We start from the raw sequence: 26,035 nt of genomic DNA, 5'->3' as shown, positions 1-26,035 counted from the left end.
ACCTCATCTGCAAAATTATCTCATTTAGGTTTCATCTTCGTTAATTGTTTCGCTGTATGTTCATCTGTTATTAGTACATCAATAAAATTAAATGTAGCAGCTAGATGGATACTCTCTACTTTATGGTCTCCATGCCCAATACAAACAACTTCTTCAATATTCTTCAAATCGGTTAATCCGATTCCGATCACTCGGTCATTTATCGGAAGATGAGTATTTGTACCACTCCGGTCAAAAAATTGTGAATTGATATCCCCTACTACACCAGAAGCTTTAATCTCAGCCAAATCTTTTTCCTCTAAATAACCAATATCCGTCATCGTGGAGCCTATATAAGGATTTCCGACACCAACTAACGCTACATTCACATTTCTTCCTTCTTCTAACACTTCAATTAAATCTTCAGAGTCAATTAAGCGGTCCTTTAAATCTTTGGATCCGACTATAGCAGGTGCGTATAGATAGGTACAGGTGCCACCTACTTTATGAGCTAATCGATTTGCTAACTGATTGGCATGTACTTCTACTTGGTTTCGTCCCATCCCGCCAACTAAAGGAATCACATGGATGGATTCGTGCCGTTCAAATGGATATTCTTCCACAAAAGCTGCTAATGTTTTTCCCCATGAGATTCCGATTTTCATATCGTTTTTTACAACACTATTCACATAAGAAGCCATTGCCTTTCCGAGTGATTTCAGAATCATTTCTTCGGAAAAATTTTCGGTCGATACAACAATCACTTCTTTTAAAGAATATTTTTGTTCCAATTCTTTTTCTAATTTAACCGTATGAACACTCTCATCTTTTATATAAATTTCAACTATACCTTCATCTTTAGCTCGTTGAAGAGCCTTCGAAATAACTGGTCTAGATACACCATATTTTTTGGCGATTTTTGCTTGTGTCCAGCCATCGAAATAGTATAGCGAGGCTATCTTAGTCATTACTCTGCGATCATCAAACCTCATTCCGTACATCCCCTCATACTTTTACCCCATATTATACTGTATTTCTTTTAGCAAACAAAATAAATCCTTTTTTTAGCATTCTTCAGAAGACTTGACTAATCACTAAAGAAAACATGCCCTTCGTCAGGACGAGTAAGCGCAGTATCAGGAAGTCGCATCTTTAGCCAGTGAGCAGTATAAAAAGATTTATTTCTTCTTATCTGCTAAAAAGGTTAATTATAATGAATTCCTTTTCCTAAATAAGCACTAGCTGCTTCAAATAAACCTTCTGCTAAAGTAGGATGAGGAAACACCATACTTTCCATTTCATCCACTGTTCCTTCTAAATGCATGAATGCTGTGGCTTGGCTGATCATCTCAGTAACATGCGCACCAACCATCACAACCCCTAGAATTTCGTTATACTTTTTATCGGCAATTATTTTCATAAAACCTCGATTTTCTAATGCTGAAATGGCTTTTCCATTTCCAGCCAAATCGATTTTTTTCACTTTTACTTGATGTCCAGCTTCTTTTGCTTGTTCTTCTGTTAAGCCGACACTCGCAATTTCTGGGAATGTATACACACAACGAGGAATGACTGCATTCTTTTTATTTTCCTTACCTAAAATATGATCCACTGCACGTAAGCCTTCATTGCTAGCGGCGTGTGCTAATTGGAATCCACCTATTAGATCACCAATCGCATAGATATTCGGGTTAGATGTCTGCATATTTTTATTTACTTTCACAAACGGACCATCATACTGAATGGACAAGTCTTCTATTCCTGTTACATTCGGTCTCCGGCCAACACTCATTAAAATAATGTCCGTAGCTAATGTTGTTTCTTTTCCGTCTTTGTGAAAAATTACTTTGTTATCTGTTTCCGTCTTTTTAAATTCGGTTACTTGGGCATTAGTATGGAAAGTGATCCCATCATTTTCTAATTCTTTCTTTAAAAACTCGCCAGCTTCACGATCTTCCATTGGTATAATTCGATCAGCCATTTCCACGATATCTACTTTCGTACCTAAACTATTAAAAATACAAGCAATCTCTAAACCGATTACACCACCGCCAACAATAACAAGACGTTCTGGAATTTCTTCAATGTCAAAAATCGTATCACTTGTATGCATCGTGACTTCATCAGCACCTTGGATCGGCGGAATGAATACTTGTGATCCGGTTGCCAAGATGACATGTTTGGCTTGAATGTTCTCGTTAGATTTCTCGCTTTTGATCGTTACTTTACCATCATCAGCAACATATCCATATCCTTGATAATGCTTAATTTTATTTTGACGTAATAATCCTTTAATTCCGTTCTTTAATTGATTAATTACATTGTTTTTTCTATCGACCATTGCCGCTAAATCTACTGAAACATTTTCCACATGAATTGCTAGAGCTGAACTGTCCTTAATTTGCTTTAATGCTTCGGCATGCTTTAAAAGTGTTTTTGAAGGGATACATCCACGATTTAAACAGGTACCGCCTAATTCATTTCCTTCTATTAAAGCTACGGATAAACCAGATTTTGCAGCTCGAATGGCTGCGACATATCCTCCCGGCCCACCACCGACAATTGCTACATCAAATTGCTCCATTCTATTAACCTCCTAAGATTGTTTAGGTTACAGTTATTTATAAAATAATAAGGAAAAAAGTATTGATATATGAAAAAAACGAACAATATACTAGTTAAGCGTAGGAAATATACGTAGACTCCTGGTCGGCTAATTTCGGTCACGTCCTGTGCTTCGTGGGTACAAAGGCCTCGGTGAGACCCTGCCCCGACAAAGGATATGCCGATGTCGCCCGCAAAGGGTGACTTTAGTCGGCCTTCCTTAAATTACCCACGAGGAGGCTTACTAGCCACCCACAGAAAGCGAAGTATATTTCCAAAGCGCATTATACCCATCTGACATTGTTCGTCTTAAAAAAAATCATTTTTGATATGTTTAAGTCTTTAATAATTTATACAAGTATACTAAATGGATTTTCTAAGGTTTCTTTTAATGCTGTTAAAAATTCTGCCGCAGGAGCACCGTCAATCGCACGGTGGTCAAACGATAAGCTAAGTACCATCATTGGCTTGATCTCAATTGCCTTATCAACGACTACAGGTTTTTCATTAATGCGCCCAACACCTAAAATAGCTGTCTCAGGCGGATTGATAATTGGTGTAAATCCATCAATCGCATACATGCCCAGATTACTGATCGTAAATGTACTCCCTGTCATTTCTGCAGGTGTTAATTTACTATCTCTTGCTTTCATGCCAAGCGTTTTGCTTACTTCTGTCAGTTCGGCAAGACCTTTTTTATCTGCATCGTGAATCGATGGTACAATTAATCCGTTTTCTACAGCAACTGCAAGACCGATGTTCACGTGTTTGTTTAACACAATCTCATCACCAATTAACGATGCATTAATCGTTGGATACTTCGTTAAGGTGTATGCGACAGCTTTAATTATAATTTCCGTGAAAGATAAGCGGAATCCTGTCTGTTCTTCCACTGCAGGAAGTAACTGTTTGCGCATATTCATCACAGTCGTCATATCAACTTCAGTTGTTAATGTAACATGAGGAATCGATCTTGCACTTTCCAACATTTTATCTGCAACAGCTTTACGCAAGCCTTTCAATTTAACACGTTCTGGCTCTTCTGCTCCAGTACTAGCTGTTTGTGACGCTAAATAACTTTCTACATCTTGCTTTTCAATTTTGCCTCTAACGCCAGTTCCTTTAATCGCTGAAATGTCCAGACCATGATCCTTTGCCATTTTTTCAGCAAGTGGTGTTATGAGAACTTCATTTTCTTTTGTATAATCAAGTACGTCTTGCTTATGAATTCGACCTTTAGGTCCTGAGCCGGAAACGTTTCGTAATTCAAGGTCATTGTCACGGGCTGCTTTTCTGGCGGCAGGCGTTGCGCGCACTTTCCCGTTGGCATCTGTTTCCTCTTGATCTGAGCTTGGGCTAGATGCGACTACCGCTTCCTCTTGCTCAGATGTCTCGGCTTCTTCTTCCTCTTCTGCTTGACTAGGAGGAGTATCAGGCACTTCTTCATCAGCCTCACCGATATAGCCGATCACTGTATTAATTGGAACTTCATCATCGACATCAAAATAACGTTTTAATAAAATTCCTTCTTCATACGATTCAACTTCGATATTAATTTTGTCTGTCATGATTTCAAATAGAGCTTCACCGACTTCCACCGAATCGCCCTCTTCTTTGAACCACTGAAGTAATGTTCCTACTTCCATCGTACTGCTTAGTTTCGGCATAAAAATTTCTTTAGCCACGAATGTCTGCCTCCCTTACGCTTTGTTTAATGTTTCTTTTACAGCTTGAACAATGTCTGGAATTTGCGGAACTGCCATCCGCTCCAATTCCGGATTGTATGGAATTGGAGATTCAATTCCGCCAAGACGCTTGATTGGCGCGTCTAAGTAATCGAACGCTTCACTTTCAGCAACCATACTAGCGATTTCACCGCCGTATCCTCCGCGCTTGACCGCTTCATGAACAACAACCAGTCTGCCTGTTTTGGAAACTGATTTAATAATCGTTTCTGTATCTAAAGGAACTAAGGTACGTGGATCAACAACCTCCACACTAATCCCTTCTTTTTCTAATTCTTTCGCCGCTTCTAATGCTTTATTCACCATAATTGCAGTCGCTACGATCGTCACATCTGTTCCTTCTCGCTTCACATCGGCAACTCCAAGCGGAATCGAGTACTGTTCTTCTGGTACCTCGCCTTTTGTTCCATATAATAATTTGTGCTCATAGAATATAACTGGGTTCGGATCATCGATCGCTGCTTTTAATAACCCTTTTACATCATAAGGGGATGATGGCTGAACAACTTTTAACCCTGGAATATGAGTCATCCATGCTTCTAAACTTTGCGAGTGCTGTGCTGCCGCTCCTGTACCAGAACCACTTGGAGTACGTAACACCATTGGCACATTTCCTTTTCCGCCATACATGTATCGTAATTTTGCTGCTTGGTTAACCATTTGATCCATTGCAATCGTAATAAAATCAGAGAATTGCAGTTCTAAAATTGGGCGCATTCCTGTCAAAGCTGATCCGACTGCTGCACCAGCAATTCCTGATTCACTAATTGGTGTATTTCGAATACGCTCCGGTCCAAATTCTTCAAGCATACCGCGCGTAACACCGAATGCTCCGCCATATAATCCAATATCTTCTCCTAAAATATAGACGTCTTCATTTTCTCTCATTTCTTGTTGCATCGCTTCTCGGACTGCTTCTAAATATGTTAGTTCTCTCATGATTACCCTCCTATTATGCATATATGTCTGTTAATAAATCCTCTTTTGTAGGCATTGGTCCTTCTTTTGCAAATTCAACTGAATCTTCAATATCTTTTTTAGATTGTTTACGAATCGCTTCTGCATCTTCTGCTGTGAAAACTTCTGCAGCAATTAATACTTCTTGGAAACGTTTGATTGGATCTTTCTCTTTCCATTCACTTTCCTCTTCACGAGTACGGTATAATCTGGCATCACTCTTCGAATGACCTTTCCAGCGGTATGTTTTCATTTCAATTAATGTTGGTCCATTACCACTTCTTGCACGTTCTACTGCTTCTTCTGTCGTATTCATAATCTCAATCATGTCATTTCCATCAATTGTGACACCCGGAAATCCATAAGCTTTTGCACGTTCTGAAATATTTTCAATTTTCACCATATCTTTTACTGGACCTGACATTCCGTACTGGTTATTTTCACAAATAAAGACGACTGGAAGATTCCAAACCGCAGCTAAGTTCAGTGCTTCATGGAAACTGCCTTCATTCGTTGCCCCGTCACCGAAATAACAAACGGTCACATAGTCCAACTTTTTCATATGAGCCGTTAATGCAGAACCAACTGCTAGAGGAATCCCTCCACCAACAATACCGTTGGCACCAAGGTTCCCTTTTTCAACATCAGCAATATGCATAGAACCGCCTTTTCCTTTACAGTAACCAGTTGTTCTTCCAAATAATTCAGCCATCATTTTATTTACTTCTGCACCTTTTGCGATACAATGACCATGTCCCCGGTGTGTACTCGTAATTTTATCGTCTGGGTTTAAAACAGCACAAGAGCCAACTGCACTTGCTTCTTGACCAACACATAAGTGAGTAGTCCCATGGATCATTCCTTTGGCAAAGAACTCATCCACCTTTTCTTCAAACCATCTAATATCCCACATTTTTTTATATAATTCTTTCAATTCTTCCTTACTGAATTCTCGCTTCAAATCAGATAATTGATACGCACTCATTTACTTCCACTCCTCTTTGAAATTTATATTTTTTAACATAATGACCATAAAGTAGTTAAACCAAGATATAGCATAGAGTTTAAGCACTTTTATTTACATTGGTTCCTTAACATTACTTTTGTAATAATCATAGAGGAGATAATCAATTTCGTCAAGAAAGAAAGCATGAATTTACGCAAGATCTGTTAATTTTTAACTATCTTTAATAAAAAAATAGTAATATAGCTCATTCGCTACATTACTATTTATCGACACTACAAATATAGATGACATTCCACCATCAAGAAAATAAAATAACCTCCATACTATTAATATTAAGTCGTTATTTCTTTTCCATTGCCATACTTCAAACCAGAGTAGTCAATTTACTAACAAAAAAAAGGGAAATTATCAATTATTTCTAACGTTTTGTTTTATCGGGACTCGAAATGTCACCGTAGTTCCTTTGTTTGGTGTACTTTTAATAGTTAACCCCTTCCCATAACTCTTCTTTAGTCTCTTATCTGTGTTCGCTATTCCAATACCAGTTTTAATAGGGGAATTTTCACTGAATATCCATTCTAGCTTTTCTTGTTCCATGCCTATTCCGTTGTCGATAATAGTTATTTGAGCATATGAGCCATGATTTGTAATGTGAATACATACAGTTCCACCATTTCTGCGTTTAAGAACACCATGTCTTACAGCATTTTCAACTAAAGGCTGGATAGATAAAGGCGGAACTTCAATAGAAAGGGATTCATCGATAGTCCACTTGACTTGCAGTCTATCTTCAAAACGCTCTTTCTCGATATATACATACGACCGAATTAGCTTGAGTTCCTCCTCTAATGGAACAAGTATCTTTGTTGTGTTTAAGTCAAAGCTACTTCGTAAATAATTACTGAATTCCTCAAGCAATTTACTCATTCGTTTTGTATCAATTTCGCCGAGAGAAGCAATCGTATTTAGTGCATTAAATATGAAGTGTGGCTGAATTTGCGCTTGAAGCCACGCTGCTTCCATTTGCAATTGCTCTTGAATGGATTGTTTTAATCCTGTTAATGCCTTAACACGTGCTTTTAATGCTAGTGCATCCATTGGTTTGTCCACATAGTCGTTCGCACCAGAAAGGAAACCTGCATCAATATCTTCGGATTGATTTCGTGCAGTTAATAGTAAGATCGGTAATTCAGATATGGTAAATTGCTTTCGAATATTTTTAGTTAATTCATATCCTGACATAGTGGGCATCATCACATCGGATATAATTAAATCAAAGTTGTTCTCATGAATCATATGCAATGCATCCAGACCATTATTCACGGTAGTAATCTCATAATCTATTGCAAGCATATCCTTTAAAATTTTTAAATTTACCGGGTCATCATCAACTATTAATACCTTTGCTTTGTTAAGTTTAGACCTAGTTATATCTAGTGTCCGTTTTTTCTCTTCTTTCTTAAATGATTTATTATTTTTGGGAAAAGTAGCGACTACTTCCTGCATATTTTCCGTTTCTGTTGTAGATACATTCGTTAACGGTAAAGTAAATGAGAAAACCGAACCTTCTCCAGGAGTGGAGCTGACAGAAATTTCTCCCCCATGCATTTCCACTAATTGTTTACAAATAGTAAGACCGAGCCCCAACCCTCCTACAATTGGCGTCATACTAGTATCATCTTGTTCATAAGGCTGAAAAATATTTCGCTGGGCTTCCGCACTAATCCCCTTACCAGTATCCGTAACATAGATAGTAGCCATTCTATTGTTCTGACCAGCACTTACTGTGATTGTTCCATGCTCCGTATATTTAACCGCATTATGAAGCATGTTAAATAATATCTGAATCAAACGATTTATATCGGCATCTACCTTAGGAAATGTTTCAGGAATGTTAAGTTTAAACTGGATGTCCTTTCCCTCCGTCATAAAACGAATCATATCAAGTACACTTGAAACTACAGAAGATAGATTCACATCCTCCTTGTTTAAACGGATCCTCTTATCTTTTAAATGTGCAAAATCCAAAAGATCGTTCAATGTATACGTCATTCGTCGACCTACACTTACAAGAAGATTTAAATTTTCTTTAGTCTTAACGGTTAAAGGCTCTGTTTCGTCATCTAAAATTGTTTGTGCTATATTGATTAATCCGTGCAAAGGATTACGTAATTCATGAGAGGTATTCGCTAAAAATTGATCTTTTTTCTGGTCCTCTTTTTCTAGTTCTTCAACTAGGTCGATCACCTGTCTGTTCTGTCGATAAAATCGTTTAAACCAATACACTGCAAATCCAAGAAATGCAAATAAGTAGTCAAATGGATAAAAAGGTATTTCTAATCCAAAAGCCGCCTTAACGAGTCCCCATATAATTCCTGAAGTCGTGCCTAATATAACTGCGGCAATAAAAAATGATTCATCTTTATAATGAAAATAATCCTTTAGTGCTAAAGGGACAACACCAATAAATGAAACAAAATACAAAATAAAAAAAAGTATGTTAACTTGAATTAAATAATTCAAAGGAAGAACAAGAATGAGTAATACAGAAATTCCATACAAAATCGTAAACCACTTAAAACGTTTATTTTGATGGGAGTTTCTCAATAAATTTCTCATAATCTGAACAAGAAAAAAAGCAGCTCCAAGGTAAATAAGCTCTTTAAACTTAAAGGCCCACTCATAATTAAAGTGTAGCCATTCCATCGAGGCACTATTATACGTAAGTAGCTCATCAATAGCTGGGAATAAAAAACCAACAGCAAAAAAAAGCATGATTTTTTTACGGTAAATAAAAATATAGATAAGTACGCTATATATACTATGCAGCACAAGAATGACAACCATACTTCTTAACAAGTTATCATTAAAATCCTTATTTTTCGCAATAGCTTTTGAGGTTCCGAACGTAATCGGAGTGTTTATTGCAACACCTTGAAATGTATCAAAGTTAGAAACTTGTATCATTATATTAATTTCATTATCTTCTATCAGAAATGAAGCAATATAAGGGTTACCTTTTCCAATATGAGCGTTTTGTTCTGACGCCACTTCACCTGATTGGTCTTTTAAATGACCATTCACAAATAACGCAGAGGCGGTATTGGCAGATGGTATGCTTATAGAAAACAATTCATCTAAATCCATTGATTCATTGATCAATATCTTCAAATAGTACGTACCAAATTTATCCGGAACATCTTGCTCATTGCTCTTAGATATAGGGGTAATATTTTCTTTCTCCCTATCTTTAATTTGCTGAGGATTTTCGAATAGCTTTTCAGATAAATAAATCCATTCTCCATCAAGATTTATAGTTTGTTTATCCGTTAGTTCATACTCCCGTAAATCTAACACTCCCCCATGAGCAACTGGCTGCTCAGATGGCGCATGGTAAAAAAACCACACAAGGCGAAAACTTGTTAAAGAGACTAATATAGCTATTAATAGGAAGATACTTTTTGTTTTATTTTCATTAAATTTCAATCTTGGTAAATCCTTTCAACATGTTCTGAAGAATTCCTATTCAATTTTTGTAAGCTTTCGCGTTACGGGTATCAACTCTTCATTCTACACAATCCCTCAGAAACAAAAAAATTATATTTCCAGTATATCACTTATTGATCTATCAGAAAATCTAGTCATGCATGAATAACTGACTAAGATGGATTGTCGTATCTGAGTTTATTTACTTGTACATATAAAAAACTAAGGTCCTTTCCTCATAAAATGGTGAAAAACCTTAGTTTTTTGTATTTACAGGAAAACAGCCTACTCCCTTTTCCCTTGAATTAATAACCGTTGATAATTGTGGCGATATGGGTGGCAAGTTAATAACGTAGCTAGATCTTCTCCTTCTTTCATTTCTAATGAATCTGTCTCATCAGGATAAATTACTTGTTGATTAAAAACATGGTATGTTAACGTTTCGTTCATCGTGTGAATATAAAAGACATCTCCCTCGGTTAACTCATCGATATTACGAAACATTTCTTTCGTTCCCATTCCACGATGTCCTGCTAAAACGGTATGTGTACTCTTTCCACCGATTGGTAATGAAGATCCTTCTACTTGTCCAATTCCTTTACTTAATATTTCTTCAGATGCCCCTAAATAAATTGGAATGACAAGTTTTAACTTTGGAATCTCAACGGCTCCAAAAATTGTCTCATCTTCAATTCCTAAACATGCTTGAAACGATTGAAGTTTTTCTTCATTATCTCCAAAAGGATCACGGAATCCTTTACTGTTGTAATATACCTCTTCATTACATTGTTTGGCTTTTTCCATTAATTGATCCAACTCTTCTTCAGTAAAATCTTCCATCTGATTTTGATATTGATGTACATGCTTTTGCTGAACATAACCATTTATCCACTGAGCGACATGAGGATAAGCTAAAATTGACAGTCCTACTAAAAATATAAGGATTATCCATTTATTTTTCTTCACCAGTCAGATCACCTCATCTTTACGTTGTCGATAACGTTTTATACCCCAGATGGTGAGGAATCCTAAGATTATAAATAAGCCAATTACAATCCAACTCAACTTATTTTTTTTCGTTATTTCACCCGAATTATTTTTTTCTTCATAAGGAATTAAATGTCCGGTGACCAACATTCTATGTGTATTAATCATGTATGGATCGCAAGTAAGTAATGTAACAATATTTTCATCCTCATAAAATTGAAGCCATTCCGTTTCAGATGGTAGAACGATTTCAATATCATGCACTTCATATGCTAAGGTTTCATCTAATACGTCAACAAAAAATAAATCACCGATCTCTACCTTATCTAAATTTCTAAATAATGTTGAACTCGGCAATCCACGATGTGCAGTTAGAACAGTATGTGTACCGAGCTCACTAGAAGGTAGAGAGGAGTTTTCCAAGTGCCCGACCCCTTGTGATAATACTTTTTCACCTGTACCATGATAAATTGGTAATTCTACATTGATTTTTGGGATACTTATTGTCCCTATTGCCGGGTTAATTTGTAGTGCATCATAATAACTTTTAGTCCCAAGAGGATTTTCAGCGGTCATGTCATTTGAAAAAGGATCAACATAATCCATTTCAGACTTCGCGAGCTCTTCATTATGTTTAACAGCCTTTTGCTTCTCACGTTGCAATTGTTCCTCATCCATTTGTAGAACTTTCTCATGGTAATCACTGATCATTGTATGATGTTCTTTCGTTTGAAACAGGTTACTAATAACAGGGTATAAAAAAATAAGTAGACCTATTATAAATACGGAAATAATTAGACCTTTTTTCATTACGCATTCCCTTTTCTAAATAACGTTTAAAAGACTTGCTTATCGCTAAAGAAAACATGCCCCTTCAAGCGCAAAGCCTATTCTTAGTCGGCCTTCCTCAGAGCCATATTGGCCCAAGAGGTGATGTTGCACATACGACGCCGGACGTGCTAGTACTGGCGCTGCGACAAATTTTACGGTAGAACTACCTTTCGTTAGGACGAGTAAGCGCAGTCCTAGCCCCAGGACGTCGTGCAGTAAGCAGACAAACAAAAAAATTATAAAATTAGATCACTGTTTCTGAAAGTAGCTCATATCAGCGGAAATTAGCTCGCTATTTCCGAGAGTTGCTCATATCACTGTCTTTCTAATCTACCAATAGAAAGACAAATAGGAGACCTACATCTCCTATTTATCTCAAATACTATTTATGCTATTTGCTTTTTACGTCTCACATATAAGTATACTGCAAGACCCATGACAGACAAACCAATAATTGTGAATAAAATAGTTCCGATTCCACCTGTGGTTGGTAATTCCCAGCCAGTTTTATAGTTATCTATCGTTAATGTAATATCACTGTTTTCCTTATCAATAGTGACATCAATAGGGTTTTTTAGAATTCGGTATCCTTCCGGCGCCTTTGTTTCCACTAATTGATAATCTCCATAATCAAGGCCCGACCAGCTGATTTCTCCATTGCTATCTGTTGTATCGGACTTAATTACTTTTCCATCCAAATCACGCAGTTCGAATTCGGCTCCTGCTAACGTTTCGCCAGATTCTGGATCTTGTTTAATAATTTTAAGTGATCCTTCTGTAGGTGTAACATATACTGGTGGTGTTTCTTTCTCTCCATCCGTATCCGAGCCATTCGTAAAGTCAATACCACCCGTGTTTGGAATCAGTTCAACTTCAACCCCTGCTTTAATCTCGGCTGTAAAATGAATTGTAAAAGATTCCAACCCTTCTAAAGCAGCAAAATTATTCACTGTCCACGTCAATGTTTGACCGTTCTGCTCAAAATCTAAAATAGAAGCGTCAATTCCATCTACCGTCCAAGTATCTGTATAGGACAGACGATCATCTAATGTATCCGTTACGATAAATTTTTTATAATCTTGAATATCCTTTGGTAAAACAATTTTTAAGTCGTAAGTAAATTCTGTTTCACGATTCGTTTCATGCGTTTCAGTAGAACCATTTATTGTTTTTTCAATATATGGAGTTTTGTAGTTCGTTATTTCTACCGTTTCTACCGTTCCTGTCTTTGTACCGTCAATTGTAATAGTACCACTTTTAGAAATAGAGAATTCCTTTTTATCACCAAAGAGTACATAATCTTCTGGAGCGGAGATTTCCTCAAAATAATAGTCTCCGTATTCCAAATTAGAAACACGAATATATCCATCACTATCCGTTGTTAAATCTGCTTGTACTAATTCACCATTCGCTTTATATAGATTGAAGACAACTCCTTCAAGTCCAACTTCTCCTTCTTGTTCACCGTCTAGTTTAAGCAGTTCGACAGCTCCACGAATGATTTCATTTTTCGGATAAATATGAACATCGTAATTTAGTTCTGTACCGGCCTCATTTGTCATTGGTACATCGACAAAATATTCTTCAGTATTCAAGTTTACATGAGGTGGTCCATCTGTTTCCTGTACTTTATAACGCCCTAACTCAATATTATCAATGACAATTTGACCATTACCATCTGTTACCCTTGTAAAAGGAGCTCCTGATACTTCTGTCCATTCATCAGTAACCGAATTATACGCATGTGTCTGAGTAAGAGTGAATTCTACACCTTCTAAAGGAGCGCCAGTAGCTGATTCTCCAGGATTCCCAGCCCCTTCTCCTTGCTCGGCACCAGGTTCTTGCTCATATTTATGAATCGTTAATTTCGGGTTATCTTCATCTCCCTTTATTTCAAATGCAAAAGCTGCTTGAGGAATCATTACAGATACCAGTAGTGTAAGCACCATTATAAAGTTGAAAGATCTTTTCTTAACCATTTGCATAGGTGAAGCCCCCTTATAAATAATTTTAATCTAAATTCTTTTTTCTTCTAATCAACATAAACGCTGCACTGTACATAAGAGTTGCTCCAATGAGATAAAATATTAATGTTCCTATCCCGCCAGTTTTCGGCAATTCCCAATCATTTTTGCTATTTTCTACTTCTATCTCTACTTGGCGTTCCTCTCCATCAATTTCTATCGGTATTGGTTGTTTTAATATTCGATAATCTTCAGGTGCTTTTGTTTCAACTAATTTATATGAGCCTACTTGCAACTCTGTAAAAGTAAGTACACCATCTTCATCAGAAGATTTTGTCGAAATACGGGTGCATTCATCTAATTCACTATTTTTTTCTGGACACTTCCACAACTCAAATTCTGCACCTTGTAATGTTTCTCTTGTCAATTTATCCAGTTTAATGATGTTAAGATCCACTGATATCGGTGGTCTTATTTTAACTTCATTAGAAGTTGTAGGGTCATCATTGACGATTAATTCAGCAGTATTTGGAATCCCACCTGACTGGATAAATGGTTCTAACTCTTCAGCTGTAGCTGAACTCTTTATTTTAGACTCAATAATGAGTGTATATATTTGACCTTTTAAATATGAAAAACTTCCATCCTGTTTATTTAAAGTAAATGTTACTAAATTATCAGTAATATCAAGTTCTCCATTTGCAGTTACATCTTCTCCATCTTGATTAACTACTTGGACATCCTCGATATCTAATAATTCATGAATCTGGTCACTAAACGAAACCGATTCCCAATCTGCTGTATAATTTCCAAATGTATAATCTACTTTCCATGTGAATTGCTCTTCTAGATCGATGAGCTCAACAGGGTCTTTTTGATCGTTTACTGTTTTTTCTACCTCTGGATCTTCAATATCATAATCCATATAAACCCCGACTCGTAACGGTTCTACAGGTTGTCCATGATCAGTTGCAATCGCGAATGAATTCCACGCTGCTCGTGAAGTTGGATCAACAGTAGAATCTAATAGTTCGCGTGGCACTTCTGTTTCAGAAGGTGCCTGCATGCTGAACTGAATGATTAAATCTTGACCTTTAATCCATTCCACTCCATCTTTTAATTCAATCTTGAAAGAGTGAATAGATGACCAATCAGACACATCATCAGCTGTTTTCCAGTTAGGAGCTTCTGCACCTGCCGGGTTCGTTAGCTTTGTCGTTGAATCAGGATAAACTGTATTCTTCGTCAAATCATCCCGTTCTGGATTTTTCGCCTCACTGTAATAAACATTGACTTTATCTTGCCAATCGGTTGGCAATACGATCGAATTTGTCATTTTTGGTGTGAATTGACTGCCACGATCCACATTATCCGTAATTCCTAAGTCACCTTCGGAAGGTAATACATCGATTAGTGTCAGTTTTGTAATATCTTGCCCTGTCGTATTCGTCAATTTCACCTGATAATCAATCGAACCACTTGGTGTCGTATGGCCGAAATATGTGAATTCATCGTCTAATTCACCTTTGACCAGTTTTTCTGTTTGAATATCATATTGACCACGAATCATATAGATATTCCCCGACTTTAAACGTGGTTGATCGGTTATTCCATCCCCGTTTAAATCTCCTTCATCTGTTTGTAAAACGGTATCTGTAATGGAATCTCCATTCGCGGCAGGAGCACGAAGCTCTTCATCACCCGAAAATCCATATACATCAAACTGTAAAGTGTTAGGCGCATTATCTGAAATCGTTACATCAAGTTCTGCAGTAAGATTTCTCCCTATTCTAATACGGTCGTCATTCCACATTATTTTAACAAGTTGCCTTCCACTTCCATTGAAATTTTCATTAAGAATTTCAAAATCACCATTTGAAGTCATGCCATCTGTATCCGTATAAGAGGCTTTCGGATCTTCATTAATCGTTACTCCAATTGGAAGTAATACGACTGTTTCTAGTGGTTCACTCATCGTAAGTGTAGAACTAGATGAATTGGCTAATCTCACTTTCATCCGATTTTCTCCACGGATTACCTCCCCACCATCATGAGTTAAAAGCTCTACTCCTACTTGTCCAATTGGCGGTTGGTCAGTAGGCTTAGGGACAATCGTAGCACTACGAGGTCCTGCAATTGTATCTCTAGATTCTTGATGATATCGGTAATCAAATGAACCACCATTCGCATCTCTACCATACACATTAAATGTATTGACTACTTCTCCCGTATACCCTTTCTGTACTTCAAAATAGTAATTAGGACGACCAATATTTAACATCCCCGATGGTGCATACGTAAAATCGTATTTAATATAATCCACTCTATCCGTTTCAGATAACCCTAGATCACCTCGAGTATACTCCCGATTATTTTCAGCATCCTCTACCAAAACTCTTTCTACTCCATTAACAGAGGCCACAATATTATAACGGGGCTGTTCAGCTAATGGGATCCCTGACGGAAAGTTACTATTTGGTCTGTACTCAAATCTTCCAGGGGTAGTGATCTTATCCAAGATCAGGTTTGAATCAATGCGAAAAATGGTCGTATAGTTTTGAAAATCTCCATATTCACTTTCGTTTAAAGGGGCAATTCCATGACTAAACCCTAAGTAAGCGTCATCGTATACATCAGGATTAGGGTTTTTTAAATCATTTGAAGCAATGCCACCGTTTCCATTTAGCGGTCCTACATGTGTTGGTACATACCAAGCTCCCTCAATATCACCATTTGCCTGTTCCGTACTTACAATCGTAATCGAATCCTTCGCTGCATCCGTTTTGACTTGATCATCGATAAAAGTAACGCTAGTGCTAACATTATTTTCTTGAGTCGTCCCTATTAAACTTTCATCGTTATTGACTCGCAAACGTACTCGTAAATCCATCGTAAAGAATTCACTGTCCGCTTCCATTTGTTGCTCAAATGTTGGTGCATCAATCTCCCATGTTAATGTGCGGCCAGATACAGTAGGTTGTGGAGTGTCATTCATGACATCATAAAAAGTTAATCCATTACTAAATGTATCTTTAATGACAATTTTTGAACCTTCTTTGATAAACATTTGACCTACATCTTTTTTCGGTATACTCACCTTAATATCCCAAATCGTATAACTGTTTGGAAATGGTGCTTTCTTTACTTCTCCACTTAAACGAGCTTCCTTAAATTTTTTCGATACAGACACTGCACTTGATGCATCGATTGAAACAGTTGCATCATCTGTAATTTCTGACTGATTATCTGCTGTAAAAGATGCTTGTGCCGCTAAATCTGCGTTATTCGGAGAAAGACCATTTTCCGTATTTACTTTTATGAGCGTTTCATAGGACCTACCAGGTTTGATAGAATCAAACTCATAGATTAATTGATGACTTGTTTCATCGTAAGTTGGTGTCACTCCGTCAATGATTAATTCACTGACATCTTGTGTAAAGTTTGTAAACTCTTTAATAGGTAAATCAACTATTATTTTTGCATTTGTAAATTCAGAACGTGAACCAGTAACTTTTAAAACAAGGTTATATACAGCATCATTTCCTGCCAACACCTTATTTTTCACTGGGGAAATATCAATATCTACGTTTAAATTCCCGGAAAAAGGTGTAATCTCATTAGTCGCTGCACTGTCTTCCTCATTTCCATTCATTGATTTTTCAGAATCTTGTTTTTCACGTTCATTTTCTATACTTTCCTTATTACTTTCCGGCTCTGAGGTCTTTACATCCTCATTTTTTTGCTCGTCTTCTGATCTTGTAGAGGTTTCATCATTTGCAGCTATTACTTTATCAACAGTAAATACATATTCTTGAGTGTTAGTCATCTCACCATCTATAATGCCTCGAATATGTAGCTTGTTTGTTTCAATTAGATTTGTTAAGACTATTTTTGTATCTACTATTGGTTGGTCATCTACTCTATTTAGGATGACTTTATAGTTCTCTTTATCGTACGTGATCGTAACATTGTCTCCAGCTAGTTCTTTTGTAGCTTCTATGTTCACTTTTGCATCTTCGGAGAGTGACAATTCAACACGATCCATCGCATTATTTAATACAGATACATTAATGACCGCTTTTTCAGTCGTAGAACTAGGTTCAGCTATAATCTTAAAGTTTTCTTGATCCGTGTCAATTGACTGCCCAATAGCTGATAATCCAAATTGTGAACTTATTAGCATAATAATTAGAATCAGTGGAAATACCTTTTTCACAATATTTTGCCCTCCTTAGAAGAAAATCCATCACTTTACGGTCACAGTCTTGGTAAAAACCTCAAGCTAAAAAAATCACCCTCTTACATTTTTTTAGTCAATAGAATTGCCGAAAATTTCATGCATTGATTACCTATTATCACCACCCTTAATGCCATAATCTATGTGAGTCAGACTTCAAATAAATTGAAGTTAGTCGTTTGCAGTTTTATTATTTCAAAACGGCGATAGTAACTGATGGATTATTCAATACTTTATTCCAAAGTCGTTATTTCATCCTTAGCTTTACTAGCTTTTTATTATTACTCTTATGAAAAAAGACTAATTGGTTTAAATCATCAGAAACAATTAGTCCTCTTTTGTTTAACTCCTTTTCGAGTAAACTTATAAATTCAGATTCTAAATTTAATTCTTTTGCTTTTAAATATGCATGAACTAACAAACGATCATCTAAGTTGTTCATTTGTAGTCATCCTTTACCCTAGTAATATAAACACTATATTTCTTTCAAATATGTAAAAATAACAATTATATTGAATTTACAGTGAAGTATTAACCATTTATCACGGCTCTAGATATTCTATCCTTTCATTTCTAACACCGTTATTTACTCTTTCTATTTTTACCCAGCCATTTCTAATGGCTAATAGTACTGCATTTGTACGATCATTTACATGCATTTTCCCTAATATGTTTCGAACATGAGTTTTGACTGTATACTCAGTGATCCCAAGTTTTTCTGCAATCTTCAGATTACTATCGCCTTCAACAAGAAGCTCTAATATCTCACATTCTCTAATCGTTAATATATGTAATGGTCTTTGAATGTCACTATCTAGGTCTTTCAATTGATATTTCCTTCGTAATTTTGTGAATTCTTTAGCTAAACCATCACTTACATTCGGGTGTAGCCAATATTTACCTTCAACTATGGATAACATTGCGTCAATTAATAATTCACTTTGCATTGACCTTAATAAAAACCCTCGGGCACCTAAAATAAGTGCTTCTATCATATAGTCAACGTCGTAATCATTTCCTGATAATAAGATGATCTTAGTATCCGGTGTATTAAATTGATTTAAATTTTTTAACTCAACCAATTGTACGTCGATTACTAACAAATTTGGTTTAAATGTATTTATGACTTTTAAAGCATCATGCTTACATTTTCCAAGAGCAATTACTTCTATAAAAGATATTGATTCTAAGATTTTTTTTAAACCATCGAGAAATAACTTATGACTGTCTATTAATGCGATTGTTATTTTCTCTTTACCATCCAAAATTTAATCACACCTTAACATTATGAAATTTTATAAATATAACATCGAATTATTAAACATCCATAATAGATATAATTCATTACATATTTTACACTAATCCTTTAGTTTCAAGGAAATACTTATGCATAATTATACTCTCTTTACTCGACAAATAAATCACCCTTAAGAGGTATAAAAATACATATCTTTCTATTTGAATTGTATATTTGTAAATATATTTTAATAGAATAGACATGAAATTGTATCATTCAAACGTTTCTTAGCTACGTTACTCTATTCGACACGAACATTTATATTTTTTAACAGTTCTAATTTATGGGAATTGAAAAGTTATTAAGGACCAGTCATTATGACCTACTGGAATAAAGTATTAGTTCTTTAGGCTATAGTTTGGTTTTTAAAAGTTTGTGTAAAGTTAAATAGAAACCTATACACTTTAGTTTTTTAATTCTACCTACCATGATTTATATAAGTTCTATGTAGAAAACAATTCATCCCATAAGAGGTTTTACCGATTTATAAATATATTTAACCAGACCTATTTTCTTTATATAAGAATTTGGTACCATTACTTAACTCTTGCCAAATAAATATTTTAATAGTTGTTTTTAATCATATAGGCCGTTCCTTATTGAAAAAATAAGAAGATTAATACAAAACAAAAGAACGGTTCTATTTGCAGAACCAGCCCTCCAAATATTAACTAATTATTTTTTTATAAACCAAAACCAATTAACCCGATAAAAATGATTGACATTATTATTATACTCGTATATATTAGTAACTAATTAAATAAACGCAATTTTCTTATCTAGAGAGGTGGAGGGACTGGCCCTACGATACCTCGGCAACAGACTGCATCAGTACTGTGCCAATTCCAGCAGACTATCCATTGTCTGAAAGATGAGAAGGGGAATCAAATTATATATTTAGCCCTCTTCTAGTCGGAAGAGGGCTTTTTATTTTTCTTCTTCAAAATAAGAAAAAGCGGCTTATTTAAAAAATGAAGGAGGAATTAACATGGCAACAGTAACATTTAAATCAGATGTAAAATGGGCAAAAGAAGGAGTATTATCGATCGCAGACATTGGTGGAAAGGAAGTAATCATCGATGAGCCACCTAGTCTAGGAGGAACAGACAAAGGACCAAACCCTGTGGAATACATATTAGCAGCACTCGGTGGTTGCATTAATGTGCTCGTCACATCTTTTGCAGGGAAAATTGATGTGGAAGTAGAAGATGTAGAAGTTCATCTCGAGGGGGACCTGGATCCAGATGGCTTTTTAGGGAAAAATCCAAATGTACGTCCCGGTTATGAAGAAATCCGTTATTCGATTTCACTGAAATCACCCTCCCCGCAAGCAAATATTGATGCACTACTTGCTCATGTTGATCAAGTATGCCCAGTCAAAGATACACTCACGGGAACACGTGTGATTCATACAGAAAATAAGCAAGCAACAATCTAGATTATAAAGGCTTATGGGAAATATAAACCATAAGCCTTTTCAATAAGGATTCTACTTCAATCGTAAACTAATACTTACGCACGGCATTGTTAGAAGTATTCCTTCTAAAACAATTTTGTCATCGATGATTTTTTACCACTACCATAATTTCTATTTTTCATGTATTAAAGTTTAAAGTGATGAACCAGGTCATTCAATTCCGTGGCTAAGTTCGCTAATTCTTTTGAGTTCACAGCTACTTCTTCCATTGCAGCACTAGTCTGTTGTGTGGATGCAGAGGTTTGCTCCACTCCGGCAGCTGATTCTTCTGAAATTGCCGCAATATCTTCAATCGTGCCATTCATCTCATAGCTATTTGTCGCGATACTAGCCAAACTTGAAGAAACAATTTTTACATTGTCGACCATGTCGGTAACAGCTTTATTAATTCCATCAAATTTTTCACTTGTTGTTTCAATTTCATTTGTACCTTGCTCTACTTGTTTATATCCGTCTAGCAAGGTATTGGTTACTGAGTTTGATTCTGTTTGAACATTCGATACGATCGTTGTAATATCTGTGACAGATTCTGAAACTTGTTCGGCCAGTTTTCTAACTTCGTCTGCAACCACTGCAAAGCCTGCTCCATGTTCCCCAGCTCGTGCGGCTTCAATAGCAGCATTTAAAGCAAGCAAATTCGTTTGTTCAGCAATATCCTGGATAACAGAAACCAACTTCGATATTTCCTGTGATTGAGCATCTAATCCTTTTACTTTTTCCACAGCCTCTTGAACGATTTGATCAATTTTACCCATTTGACGTTTAGAAGATTCCATCAACTGACTACCTTCATTTGTAATGCCTAGGACTTCTCTAGAAGAATCATAAATAAGTTCTCCATGTTCATTTGCTTTCTCAACTTCTTTTGCATAATCCTGCATTGTTGTGGCTAAATCACTAATACCATTAGCTTGTGTTTCAGTTCCAGATGCGATTTCTTCCATCGTAGTAGCTATCTGATCAGATCCAATCTTTACCTCATTAGAAGACTGATTTAATTCTTCAGTTCGGCTTGTTATTGTTTCCGAAGCATTAGAAATGCCGTAAATCATTTCTTTTAGCTTTTCCTGCATCTGGTTCAAGGCGGTCGCAAGTTGAGCCGTCTCGTCTTTTGTTTTAATATTAATTTGCTCCTGTGATAAATCACCATTTGCCAAATAATCCATTCGCTCTGCTACCATACTAATTGGCTTAGATATTTTATTAGAGAATATCCATATAACAATGATTCCAATGACTAAAGCTACTCCCGTAACTATAAAAATGATATTTAAAATTTCTTTTGCAGGTGCATTAAAATCCATTTCATACGTACCAGCAACTACATTCCAACCCCAATTAGCATCCTTTTTAGAATAAGCTACTTTTGGTGCAATATCATTCTCATCGTCCGGCATTGCCCAAGAAAAGTACGTATATCCTCCGCCCTCATTTGCCATTTTAATATTTTCTTGAGTTGCTTTAATTCCATTTGGATCCGTTGAATCCCACGTATTTTGACCTTCTATCGTTGGGTGTGTAATAACATTACCTTCATCGTCTAGAATAAAGATATAACCATTTTCCCCCAAATTAATACGCTCATTAATTGGTCGGTGACCTTCGGAATTCTGCTCACCCAACACTGCAACCTTTACTTTTTCTTGTGCATCTTCTAAAGGAAGGGTTCCTTTTTCTACTTCTTCATTTAATGCTTCAATCATTTCAAGCGTCATTTCAACACTGTTTTTTAAATTTATTGCACCAAGTTCGTTAAGACTAGTTTCACTTTTTTGATAACTAAAAAACCCTAATATACCTAATGGGATTATTAAAATTAAAATAGAGACAATGATTAATTTTGTTTTAATAGAGTGTACATTTAATTTTTTCATCATTTACTTCCTCTCGATGTTTGTCAAAGCTAAAATGTTTAAGATGAGACTCTAATTGACGTAGAACGCGAGCCACTTAGCGTAGAGCAATTCCACACGGCATAGAATCAATTGGCGTAACGTTTTTAAAACGATTTTATCTTAATTAAAAATTACTTGATTCATAAAAGAACATTCATTTCTGTGGCGAATACCTGCGTTAATCGTATAAAAAAATATTTTATGTATTGCAGTTAATCATCCATCTCCACCCTTCTTGTAATCTACTGTTCTATTAATAAATAGACAGAAAAAAAGCTACCCAATAAAATTGAATAGCCAAAAAGTAAAAGTAAATAGTACTATCCTATTTTGGTAGCCAGGCGATCATAACTTATACAGTATAATTTACTATAATCTGTCTTAGACCCTAGAGCTTTGCGCCCAGACCTTTCGGACTGTTTGCCTTTTTCTTGTTTGGATTTTTATGGGCATAAAGACATATTATATTATACTAAATGAAAAATCAATAAGACGACCTAGCTTTTAAGCGTCAAACATTTAAACATTTAAAAGAGATAGTTATTATCTCTAGTCCATTTAACTTATAGTTTTTATTTACTTGCATGTTAATTCAATTATTCGAATACTATCACACAAGTTCCAAGTTCTTGCTGGCTCCATTTAAGTGAAAGCTGATCGTTGTGTTTTAATGCTCCTACGCCTGAAGGGGTGCCAGTAAAAATAATGTCTCCCTTACCCAAACCCAACTTCTTCCCTATAAAATGAAGCAACGTCTCCAAATCAAAAATCATTTTGGTAATATTCTCTTCTTGCACTACTTCGTCATTTATGAGTAAAGCAAAATTTTGCTTCTTACACTGATCCACTCCTGGAAAACGAATAAATTCGCTTATGATTGCTGAATTTCGGAAACCCTTCGACAAGAGCCAAGGATAACCTTTTTCCTTTAACTTTTGCTGAACATCTCTTAATGTTAAGTCCAAACCAATCGCCATCTCATCTACTAACTGATCCACTGTTTTTTCTGGCGTATAGTCTTCGGCAATTTTAATGACTAACTCTGCTTCATAATGAACTTCTCCTTGATGCTTCGGCAATTGAATCGTAGCACCATCGGCTTTCACTAGCGCATGAGTCGGTTTCGTAAAAATGACCGGTTGGTCCGGAATTTTATTTTTTAATTCCTTTACATGTTCCACATAATTTCTTCCTACACAGTAAATATTTCTAATCGTATCCATATATCCTCCAACTAGTTGTATTTATAAACCTATTATACTCTATAGAACCTTTCGCGACTAAGGTATCTTGGCATCAGTTATAAATTGAAGTTTAGATACCCTCGATAGATGCATAGTCGACAACAACCGATCATAAAATCATGAACGATCAAGTGAAAACACCTCTTTGAAGACGGGACTTTCATCACTAAAATATCTAATTATATTTTTATCGCTACTCGCTTGGTAAGGAAATGAATTAGTATTATTGATACTAGAATGATAATAAAAACGGATGGAAAAGCTAAATTTTCCGGGAAATTCGCTAATACTTTTAAATTTTGGAATAACGGTATATCAAGCACTAAACGGATCATGGAATCTTTTATTAAAATGAACGCTAAACCAATTGCAATAAAGATAAGCCCCCCAATCAATCTAAGTCGATAGAATGCTGCTCCAATCATCCAGCCAATAATATAAAACGCAAATATGTGTAAGCTAAATAGTGCAAGCGATAGTACAACATGTGATTCCGGATTTATAAACGGAGTTAAAATAATAGATTGAATAATTTCCCCAATAATATTTCCATCAATGTCAGTTGTCACTTGCTCTACCACGTCTTCTAGTGTGTGATCACGCAAAACAATTGAAGTAAAATTGTGGACAATTAGCTCTTCAAAAAAACTAATCACATAGATTAGGATTGGAATAACAAGGGATAAACCAATACTTGCAAGCACATTACCAAGGAAAAAGTTTTTTCGGGTAATTCCATTTTCCACGTAATAAGGAAGGAAATTTATCGCAATTATTCCGATAACCAACATATAAATATTAGCCGAAATATATCCGCCGCTATAATACGAATCTACATAGTCAAGGAAAATAAGCCTGCTAATATTAATAAGCAGGAAAATGCCAAGAGCCCAAAATGTCCATGTTAATTGGACATAAAATAAATCGTAGCCAACTTTTAAATACGATACCGGTTTCTGCATACTATTCTTCCCCCTTTGTTAACTGTATAAAGAGATCATTAAGTGAAACAGGTCCTACATGAAGTCCTATTTCCATGGCACGCACTTGCTCCGCGTCACTTAAATTACCATAAATCGTGACTGATCTTGTATCCCCTAACTGTTCCTCATTGAGAATTTCTTTCCCCTCAATAAATTCATCTACCGCTTGCTTACTTCCTGTTACTGTTACACCACGAGATACGATCTCATCGTATGGTTCTTTCAGAAGGATTCTACCCTCTTTCAAAATAATTACTTCATCGAATAGATAATCCATTTCGGAAACAAGATGTGTCGATAAAATAATAATTCTTGGATGCATTTGTTGATCCTTTAATAATTCCTTATAAAATATATCCCGAGCTGGTGAATCCATTCCTAGATACACTTCATCAAATATTGTAATTGGGGATCGACTCGCCAATCCAATGACAACATTAAATGCAGATTGCTTCCCCTTTGACAGTTTCGCTATTGATTTTTTGCCTTCTAATTTAAATTTGCTTAAGAGTTCCATCCCATATTCCAAATCAAAATGAGGGCGATAGCGGTTAATATCTTTTAAAATACGTGAAGGTGGATCTGTTTCACCAGTATAGTCCTTGTCGTACATAAAAGTAGTCTCTTGCATCAACCGAGCATTTTCAAAAGGTTCCTCTCCATTAATTAAGATTTGCCCGGAAGTTGGCTCACGAAAAGATCCTATCAATGAAAGGAGTGATGTTTTTCCTACACCGTTTCTACCGAGTAATCCATAGATTTTAGGTGCATTTATTTCTAAATTTATATCATGTAGTATGTCATCACTTCCATAGCTAAGATTAAGATTTATTGCCTTTATATTCATTGCTTTTCACTCCTTTTTACTTCGTAAATATAAGTCATGATTTCCTCAATGGAAATTTCTAATTTATTAGCCTCATGTACAAGGGTGACGATATGGTCTTCAATAAACGATTCACGACGTTTGTTGAGTAATTTTTTCCTTGCTCCCTCTGCTACAAACATTCCAATACCTCTTTTCTTGTAAAGTATTCCTTCTTCTACAAGCTGGTTTATTCCTTTAGAAACTGTTGCATGATTAATTTTATAATAATTAACTAGCTGGTTTGTAGAAGGGGCCTGGTCATCTTCACTCAATTGCTTATTGATAATTTGGTCTTCGATTCGTTCACGAACTTGAATATAAATTGGTTTATCCGTATTAAATACACTTTTCATTACACGGCCCTCCTTTTAAGGTCACCTACTGTTACGGTTATATACTCATGTGTATAACCGTAACAGGTTATTTTTTAACTGTCAATATATTTGTGTAAATTTAAGGAAATTTTTTAGATGGAGTATTTGTGAAAAAAGATAGAAATGAAGGTAAGACGAAT

Annotated in this window: 18 protein-coding genes and 2 riboswitches; of the genes, 1 reads left to right on the top strand and 17 read right to left on the bottom strand. The window is 35.8% G+C overall.

Annotated features, from left to right (window positions below; all coding sequences use genetic code 11):
- Nucleotides 1–20: 20 nt before the first annotated feature.
- The 12 genes from SPD48_RS05550 to SPD48_RS05495 all read right to left on the bottom strand — a co-directional run bounded on the left by SPD48_RS05550 (nucleotide 21) and on the right by SPD48_RS05495 (nucleotide 19,022).
- Nucleotides 21–971 (bottom strand): sugar-binding transcriptional regulator, encoded by a 951-nt coding sequence (locus SPD48_RS05550; protein ID WP_336257089.1) that lies wholly within the window; start codon nucleotides 969–971, stop codon nucleotides 21–23.
- Nucleotides 972–1,183: 212 nt separating this feature from the next.
- Nucleotides 1,184–2,563 (bottom strand): dihydrolipoyl dehydrogenase, encoded by a 1,380-nt coding sequence (lpdA, locus tag SPD48_RS05545; RefSeq protein WP_336257088.1) that lies wholly within the window; start codon nucleotides 2,561–2,563, stop codon nucleotides 1,184–1,186.
- Nucleotides 2,564–2,933: 370 nt separating this feature from the next.
- Nucleotides 2,934–4,268 carry a dihydrolipoamide acetyltransferase family protein gene (locus SPD48_RS05540; RefSeq protein ID WP_336257087.1) on the bottom strand — a complete coding sequence of 445 codons (1,335 nt, stop codon included), beginning with the start codon at nucleotides 4,266–4,268 and terminating at the stop codon, nucleotides 2,934–2,936.
- A 15-nt stretch (nucleotides 4,269–4,283) separates the two neighbouring features.
- Nucleotides 4,284–5,267 (bottom strand): alpha-ketoacid dehydrogenase subunit beta, encoded by a 984-nt coding sequence (locus tag SPD48_RS05535; protein WP_336257086.1) that lies wholly within the window; start codon nucleotides 5,265–5,267, stop codon nucleotides 4,284–4,286.
- Between the two features lie 13 nt (nucleotides 5,268–5,280).
- Nucleotides 5,281–6,270, bottom strand: a complete 990-nt coding sequence (locus SPD48_RS05530) for a thiamine pyrophosphate-dependent dehydrogenase E1 component subunit alpha (RefSeq protein WP_336257085.1) — start codon at nucleotides 6,268–6,270, stop codon at nucleotides 5,281–5,283.
- A 390-nt stretch (nucleotides 6,271–6,660) separates the two neighbouring features.
- Nucleotides 6,661–9,738, bottom strand: coding sequence for a hybrid sensor histidine kinase/response regulator (locus SPD48_RS05525; protein ID WP_336257084.1), 3,078 nt, complete (start codon nucleotides 9,736–9,738; stop codon nucleotides 6,661–6,663).
- 285 nt (nucleotides 9,739–10,023) lie between these two features.
- Nucleotides 10,024–10,704, bottom strand: a complete 681-nt coding sequence (locus tag SPD48_RS05520; protein WP_336257083.1) for a class C sortase — start codon at nucleotides 10,702–10,704, stop codon at nucleotides 10,024–10,026.
- 3 nt (nucleotides 10,705–10,707) lie between these two features.
- The gene (locus SPD48_RS05515) at nucleotides 10,708–11,535 is read right to left on the bottom strand and encodes a class C sortase (protein WP_336257082.1); all 828 of its coding nucleotides are present in this window, start codon (nucleotides 11,533–11,535) and stop codon (nucleotides 10,708–10,710) included.
- 407 nt (nucleotides 11,536–11,942) lie between these two features.
- The gene (locus SPD48_RS05510) at nucleotides 11,943–13,541 is read right to left on the bottom strand and encodes a SpaH/EbpB family LPXTG-anchored major pilin (protein WP_336257081.1); all 1,599 of its coding nucleotides are present in this window, start codon (nucleotides 13,539–13,541) and stop codon (nucleotides 11,943–11,945) included.
- 25 nt (nucleotides 13,542–13,566) lie between these two features.
- Entirely contained in the window at nucleotides 13,567–17,736 is a 4,170-nt protein-coding gene (locus tag SPD48_RS05505; protein ID WP_336257080.1) for a SpaH/EbpB family LPXTG-anchored major pilin, read from the bottom strand.
- 268 nt (nucleotides 17,737–18,004) lie between these two features.
- Nucleotides 18,005–18,199, bottom strand: coding sequence for a sporulation histidine kinase inhibitor Sda (locus SPD48_RS05500; RefSeq protein WP_336257079.1), 195 nt, complete (start codon nucleotides 18,197–18,199; stop codon nucleotides 18,005–18,007).
- Nucleotides 18,200–18,299: 100 nt separating this feature from the next.
- A complete protein-coding gene (locus SPD48_RS05495) occupies nucleotides 18,300–19,022 on the bottom strand; it encodes a response regulator transcription factor (RefSeq protein WP_336257078.1) in 723 nt (240 codons plus the stop codon).
- Between the two features lie 804 nt (nucleotides 19,023–19,826).
- Nucleotides 19,827–19,932: riboswitch (SAM riboswitch) on the top strand.
- A gap of 110 nt (nucleotides 19,933–20,042) precedes the next feature.
- On the opposite strand from SPD48_RS05495, the gene SPD48_RS05490 reads away from it, so the two are divergent.
- Nucleotides 20,043–20,492, top strand: a complete 450-nt coding sequence (locus tag SPD48_RS05490; protein ID WP_336257077.1) for an OsmC family protein — start codon at nucleotides 20,043–20,045, stop codon at nucleotides 20,490–20,492.
- A 164-nt stretch (nucleotides 20,493–20,656) separates the two neighbouring features.
- Here SPD48_RS05490 and SPD48_RS05485 read toward each other — a convergent pair whose 3' ends face one another.
- The 5 genes from SPD48_RS05485 to SPD48_RS05465 all read right to left on the bottom strand — a co-directional run bounded on the left by SPD48_RS05485 (nucleotide 20,657) and on the right by SPD48_RS05465 (nucleotide 25,874).
- Nucleotides 20,657–22,405: a methyl-accepting chemotaxis protein gene (locus tag SPD48_RS05485; RefSeq protein ID WP_336257076.1), complete on the bottom strand. Its 1,749-nt coding sequence runs from the start codon at nucleotides 22,403–22,405 to the stop codon at nucleotides 20,657–20,659.
- Between the two features lie 350 nt (nucleotides 22,406–22,755).
- A riboswitch (cyclic di-GMP riboswitch) is annotated at nucleotides 22,756–22,861 on the bottom strand.
- A gap of 161 nt (nucleotides 22,862–23,022) precedes the next feature.
- On the bottom strand, nucleotides 23,023–23,649 hold the full coding sequence (locus SPD48_RS05480) for a fumarylacetoacetate hydrolase family protein (protein ID WP_336257075.1): 627 nt from the start codon (nucleotides 23,647–23,649) through the stop codon (nucleotides 23,023–23,025).
- Nucleotides 23,650–23,849: 200 nt separating this feature from the next.
- Nucleotides 23,850–24,632, bottom strand: a complete 783-nt coding sequence (locus tag SPD48_RS05475) for a hypothetical protein (protein ID WP_336257074.1) — start codon at nucleotides 24,630–24,632, stop codon at nucleotides 23,850–23,852.
- A 1-nt stretch (nucleotide 24,633) separates the two neighbouring features.
- The gene (locus SPD48_RS05470; protein ID WP_336257073.1) at nucleotides 24,634–25,500 is read right to left on the bottom strand and encodes an ABC transporter ATP-binding protein; all 867 of its coding nucleotides are present in this window, start codon (nucleotides 25,498–25,500) and stop codon (nucleotides 24,634–24,636) included.
- The gene (locus SPD48_RS05465) at nucleotides 25,497–25,874 is read right to left on the bottom strand and encodes a GntR family transcriptional regulator (RefSeq protein WP_336257072.1); all 378 of its coding nucleotides are present in this window, start codon (nucleotides 25,872–25,874) and stop codon (nucleotides 25,497–25,499) included. The genes SPD48_RS05470 and SPD48_RS05465 overlap by 4 nt, the downstream gene beginning before the upstream one ends.
- Nucleotides 25,875–26,035 lie beyond the last annotated feature (161 nt).

This window comes from Pseudogracilibacillus sp. SE30717A, from assembly GCF_037071985.1.
Taxonomy (GTDB): Bacteria; Bacillota; Bacilli; order Bacillales; family Amphibacillaceae; genus Pseudogracilibacillus.
This window is presented reverse-complemented; position numbering and strand designations above follow the sequence as displayed.

Bases quoted from the DNA above. Each gene is read 5' to 3' on its own strand.
- SPD48_RS05550 (WP_336257089.1), bottom strand. From the start codon at position 971: ATGAGGTTTGATGATCGCAGAGTAATGACTAAGATAGCCTCGCTATAC.
- lpdA (WP_336257088.1), bottom strand. From the start codon at position 2,563: ATGGAGCAATTTGATGTAGCAATTGTCGGTGGTGGGCCGGGAGGATAT.
- SPD48_RS05535 (WP_336257086.1), bottom strand. From the start codon at position 5,267: ATGAGAGAACTAACATATTTAGAAGCAGTCCGAGAAGCGATGCAACAA.
- SPD48_RS05530 (WP_336257085.1), bottom strand. From the start codon at position 6,270: ATGAGTGCGTATCAATTATCTGATTTGAAGCGAGAATTCAGTAAGGAA.
- SPD48_RS05515 (WP_336257082.1), bottom strand. From the start codon at position 11,535: ATGAAAAAAGGTCTAATTATTTCCGTATTTATAATAGGTCTACTTATT.
- SPD48_RS05510 (WP_336257081.1), bottom strand. From the start codon at position 13,541: ATGCAAATGGTTAAGAAAAGATCTTTCAACTTTATAATGGTGCTTACA.
- SPD48_RS05500 (WP_336257079.1), bottom strand. From the start codon at position 18,199: ATGAACAACTTAGATGATCGTTTGTTAGTTCATGCATATTTAAAAGCA.
- SPD48_RS05490 (WP_336257077.1), top strand. From the start codon at position 20,043: ATGGCAACAGTAACATTTAAATCAGATGTAAAATGGGCAAAAGAAGGA.
- SPD48_RS05485 (WP_336257076.1), bottom strand. From the start codon at position 22,405: ATGAAAAAATTAAATGTACACTCTATTAAAACAAAATTAATCATTGTC.
- SPD48_RS05480 (WP_336257075.1), bottom strand. From the start codon at position 23,649: ATGGATACGATTAGAAATATTTACTGTGTAGGAAGAAATTATGTGGAA.
- SPD48_RS05475 (WP_336257074.1), bottom strand. From the start codon at position 24,632: ATGCAGAAACCGGTATCGTATTTAAAAGTTGGCTACGATTTATTTTAT.
- SPD48_RS05470 (WP_336257073.1), bottom strand. From the start codon at position 25,500: ATGAATATAAAGGCAATAAATCTTAATCTTAGCTATGGAAGTGATGAC.
- SPD48_RS05465 (WP_336257072.1), bottom strand. From the start codon at position 25,874: ATGAAAAGTGTATTTAATACGGATAAACCAATTTATATTCAAGTTCGT.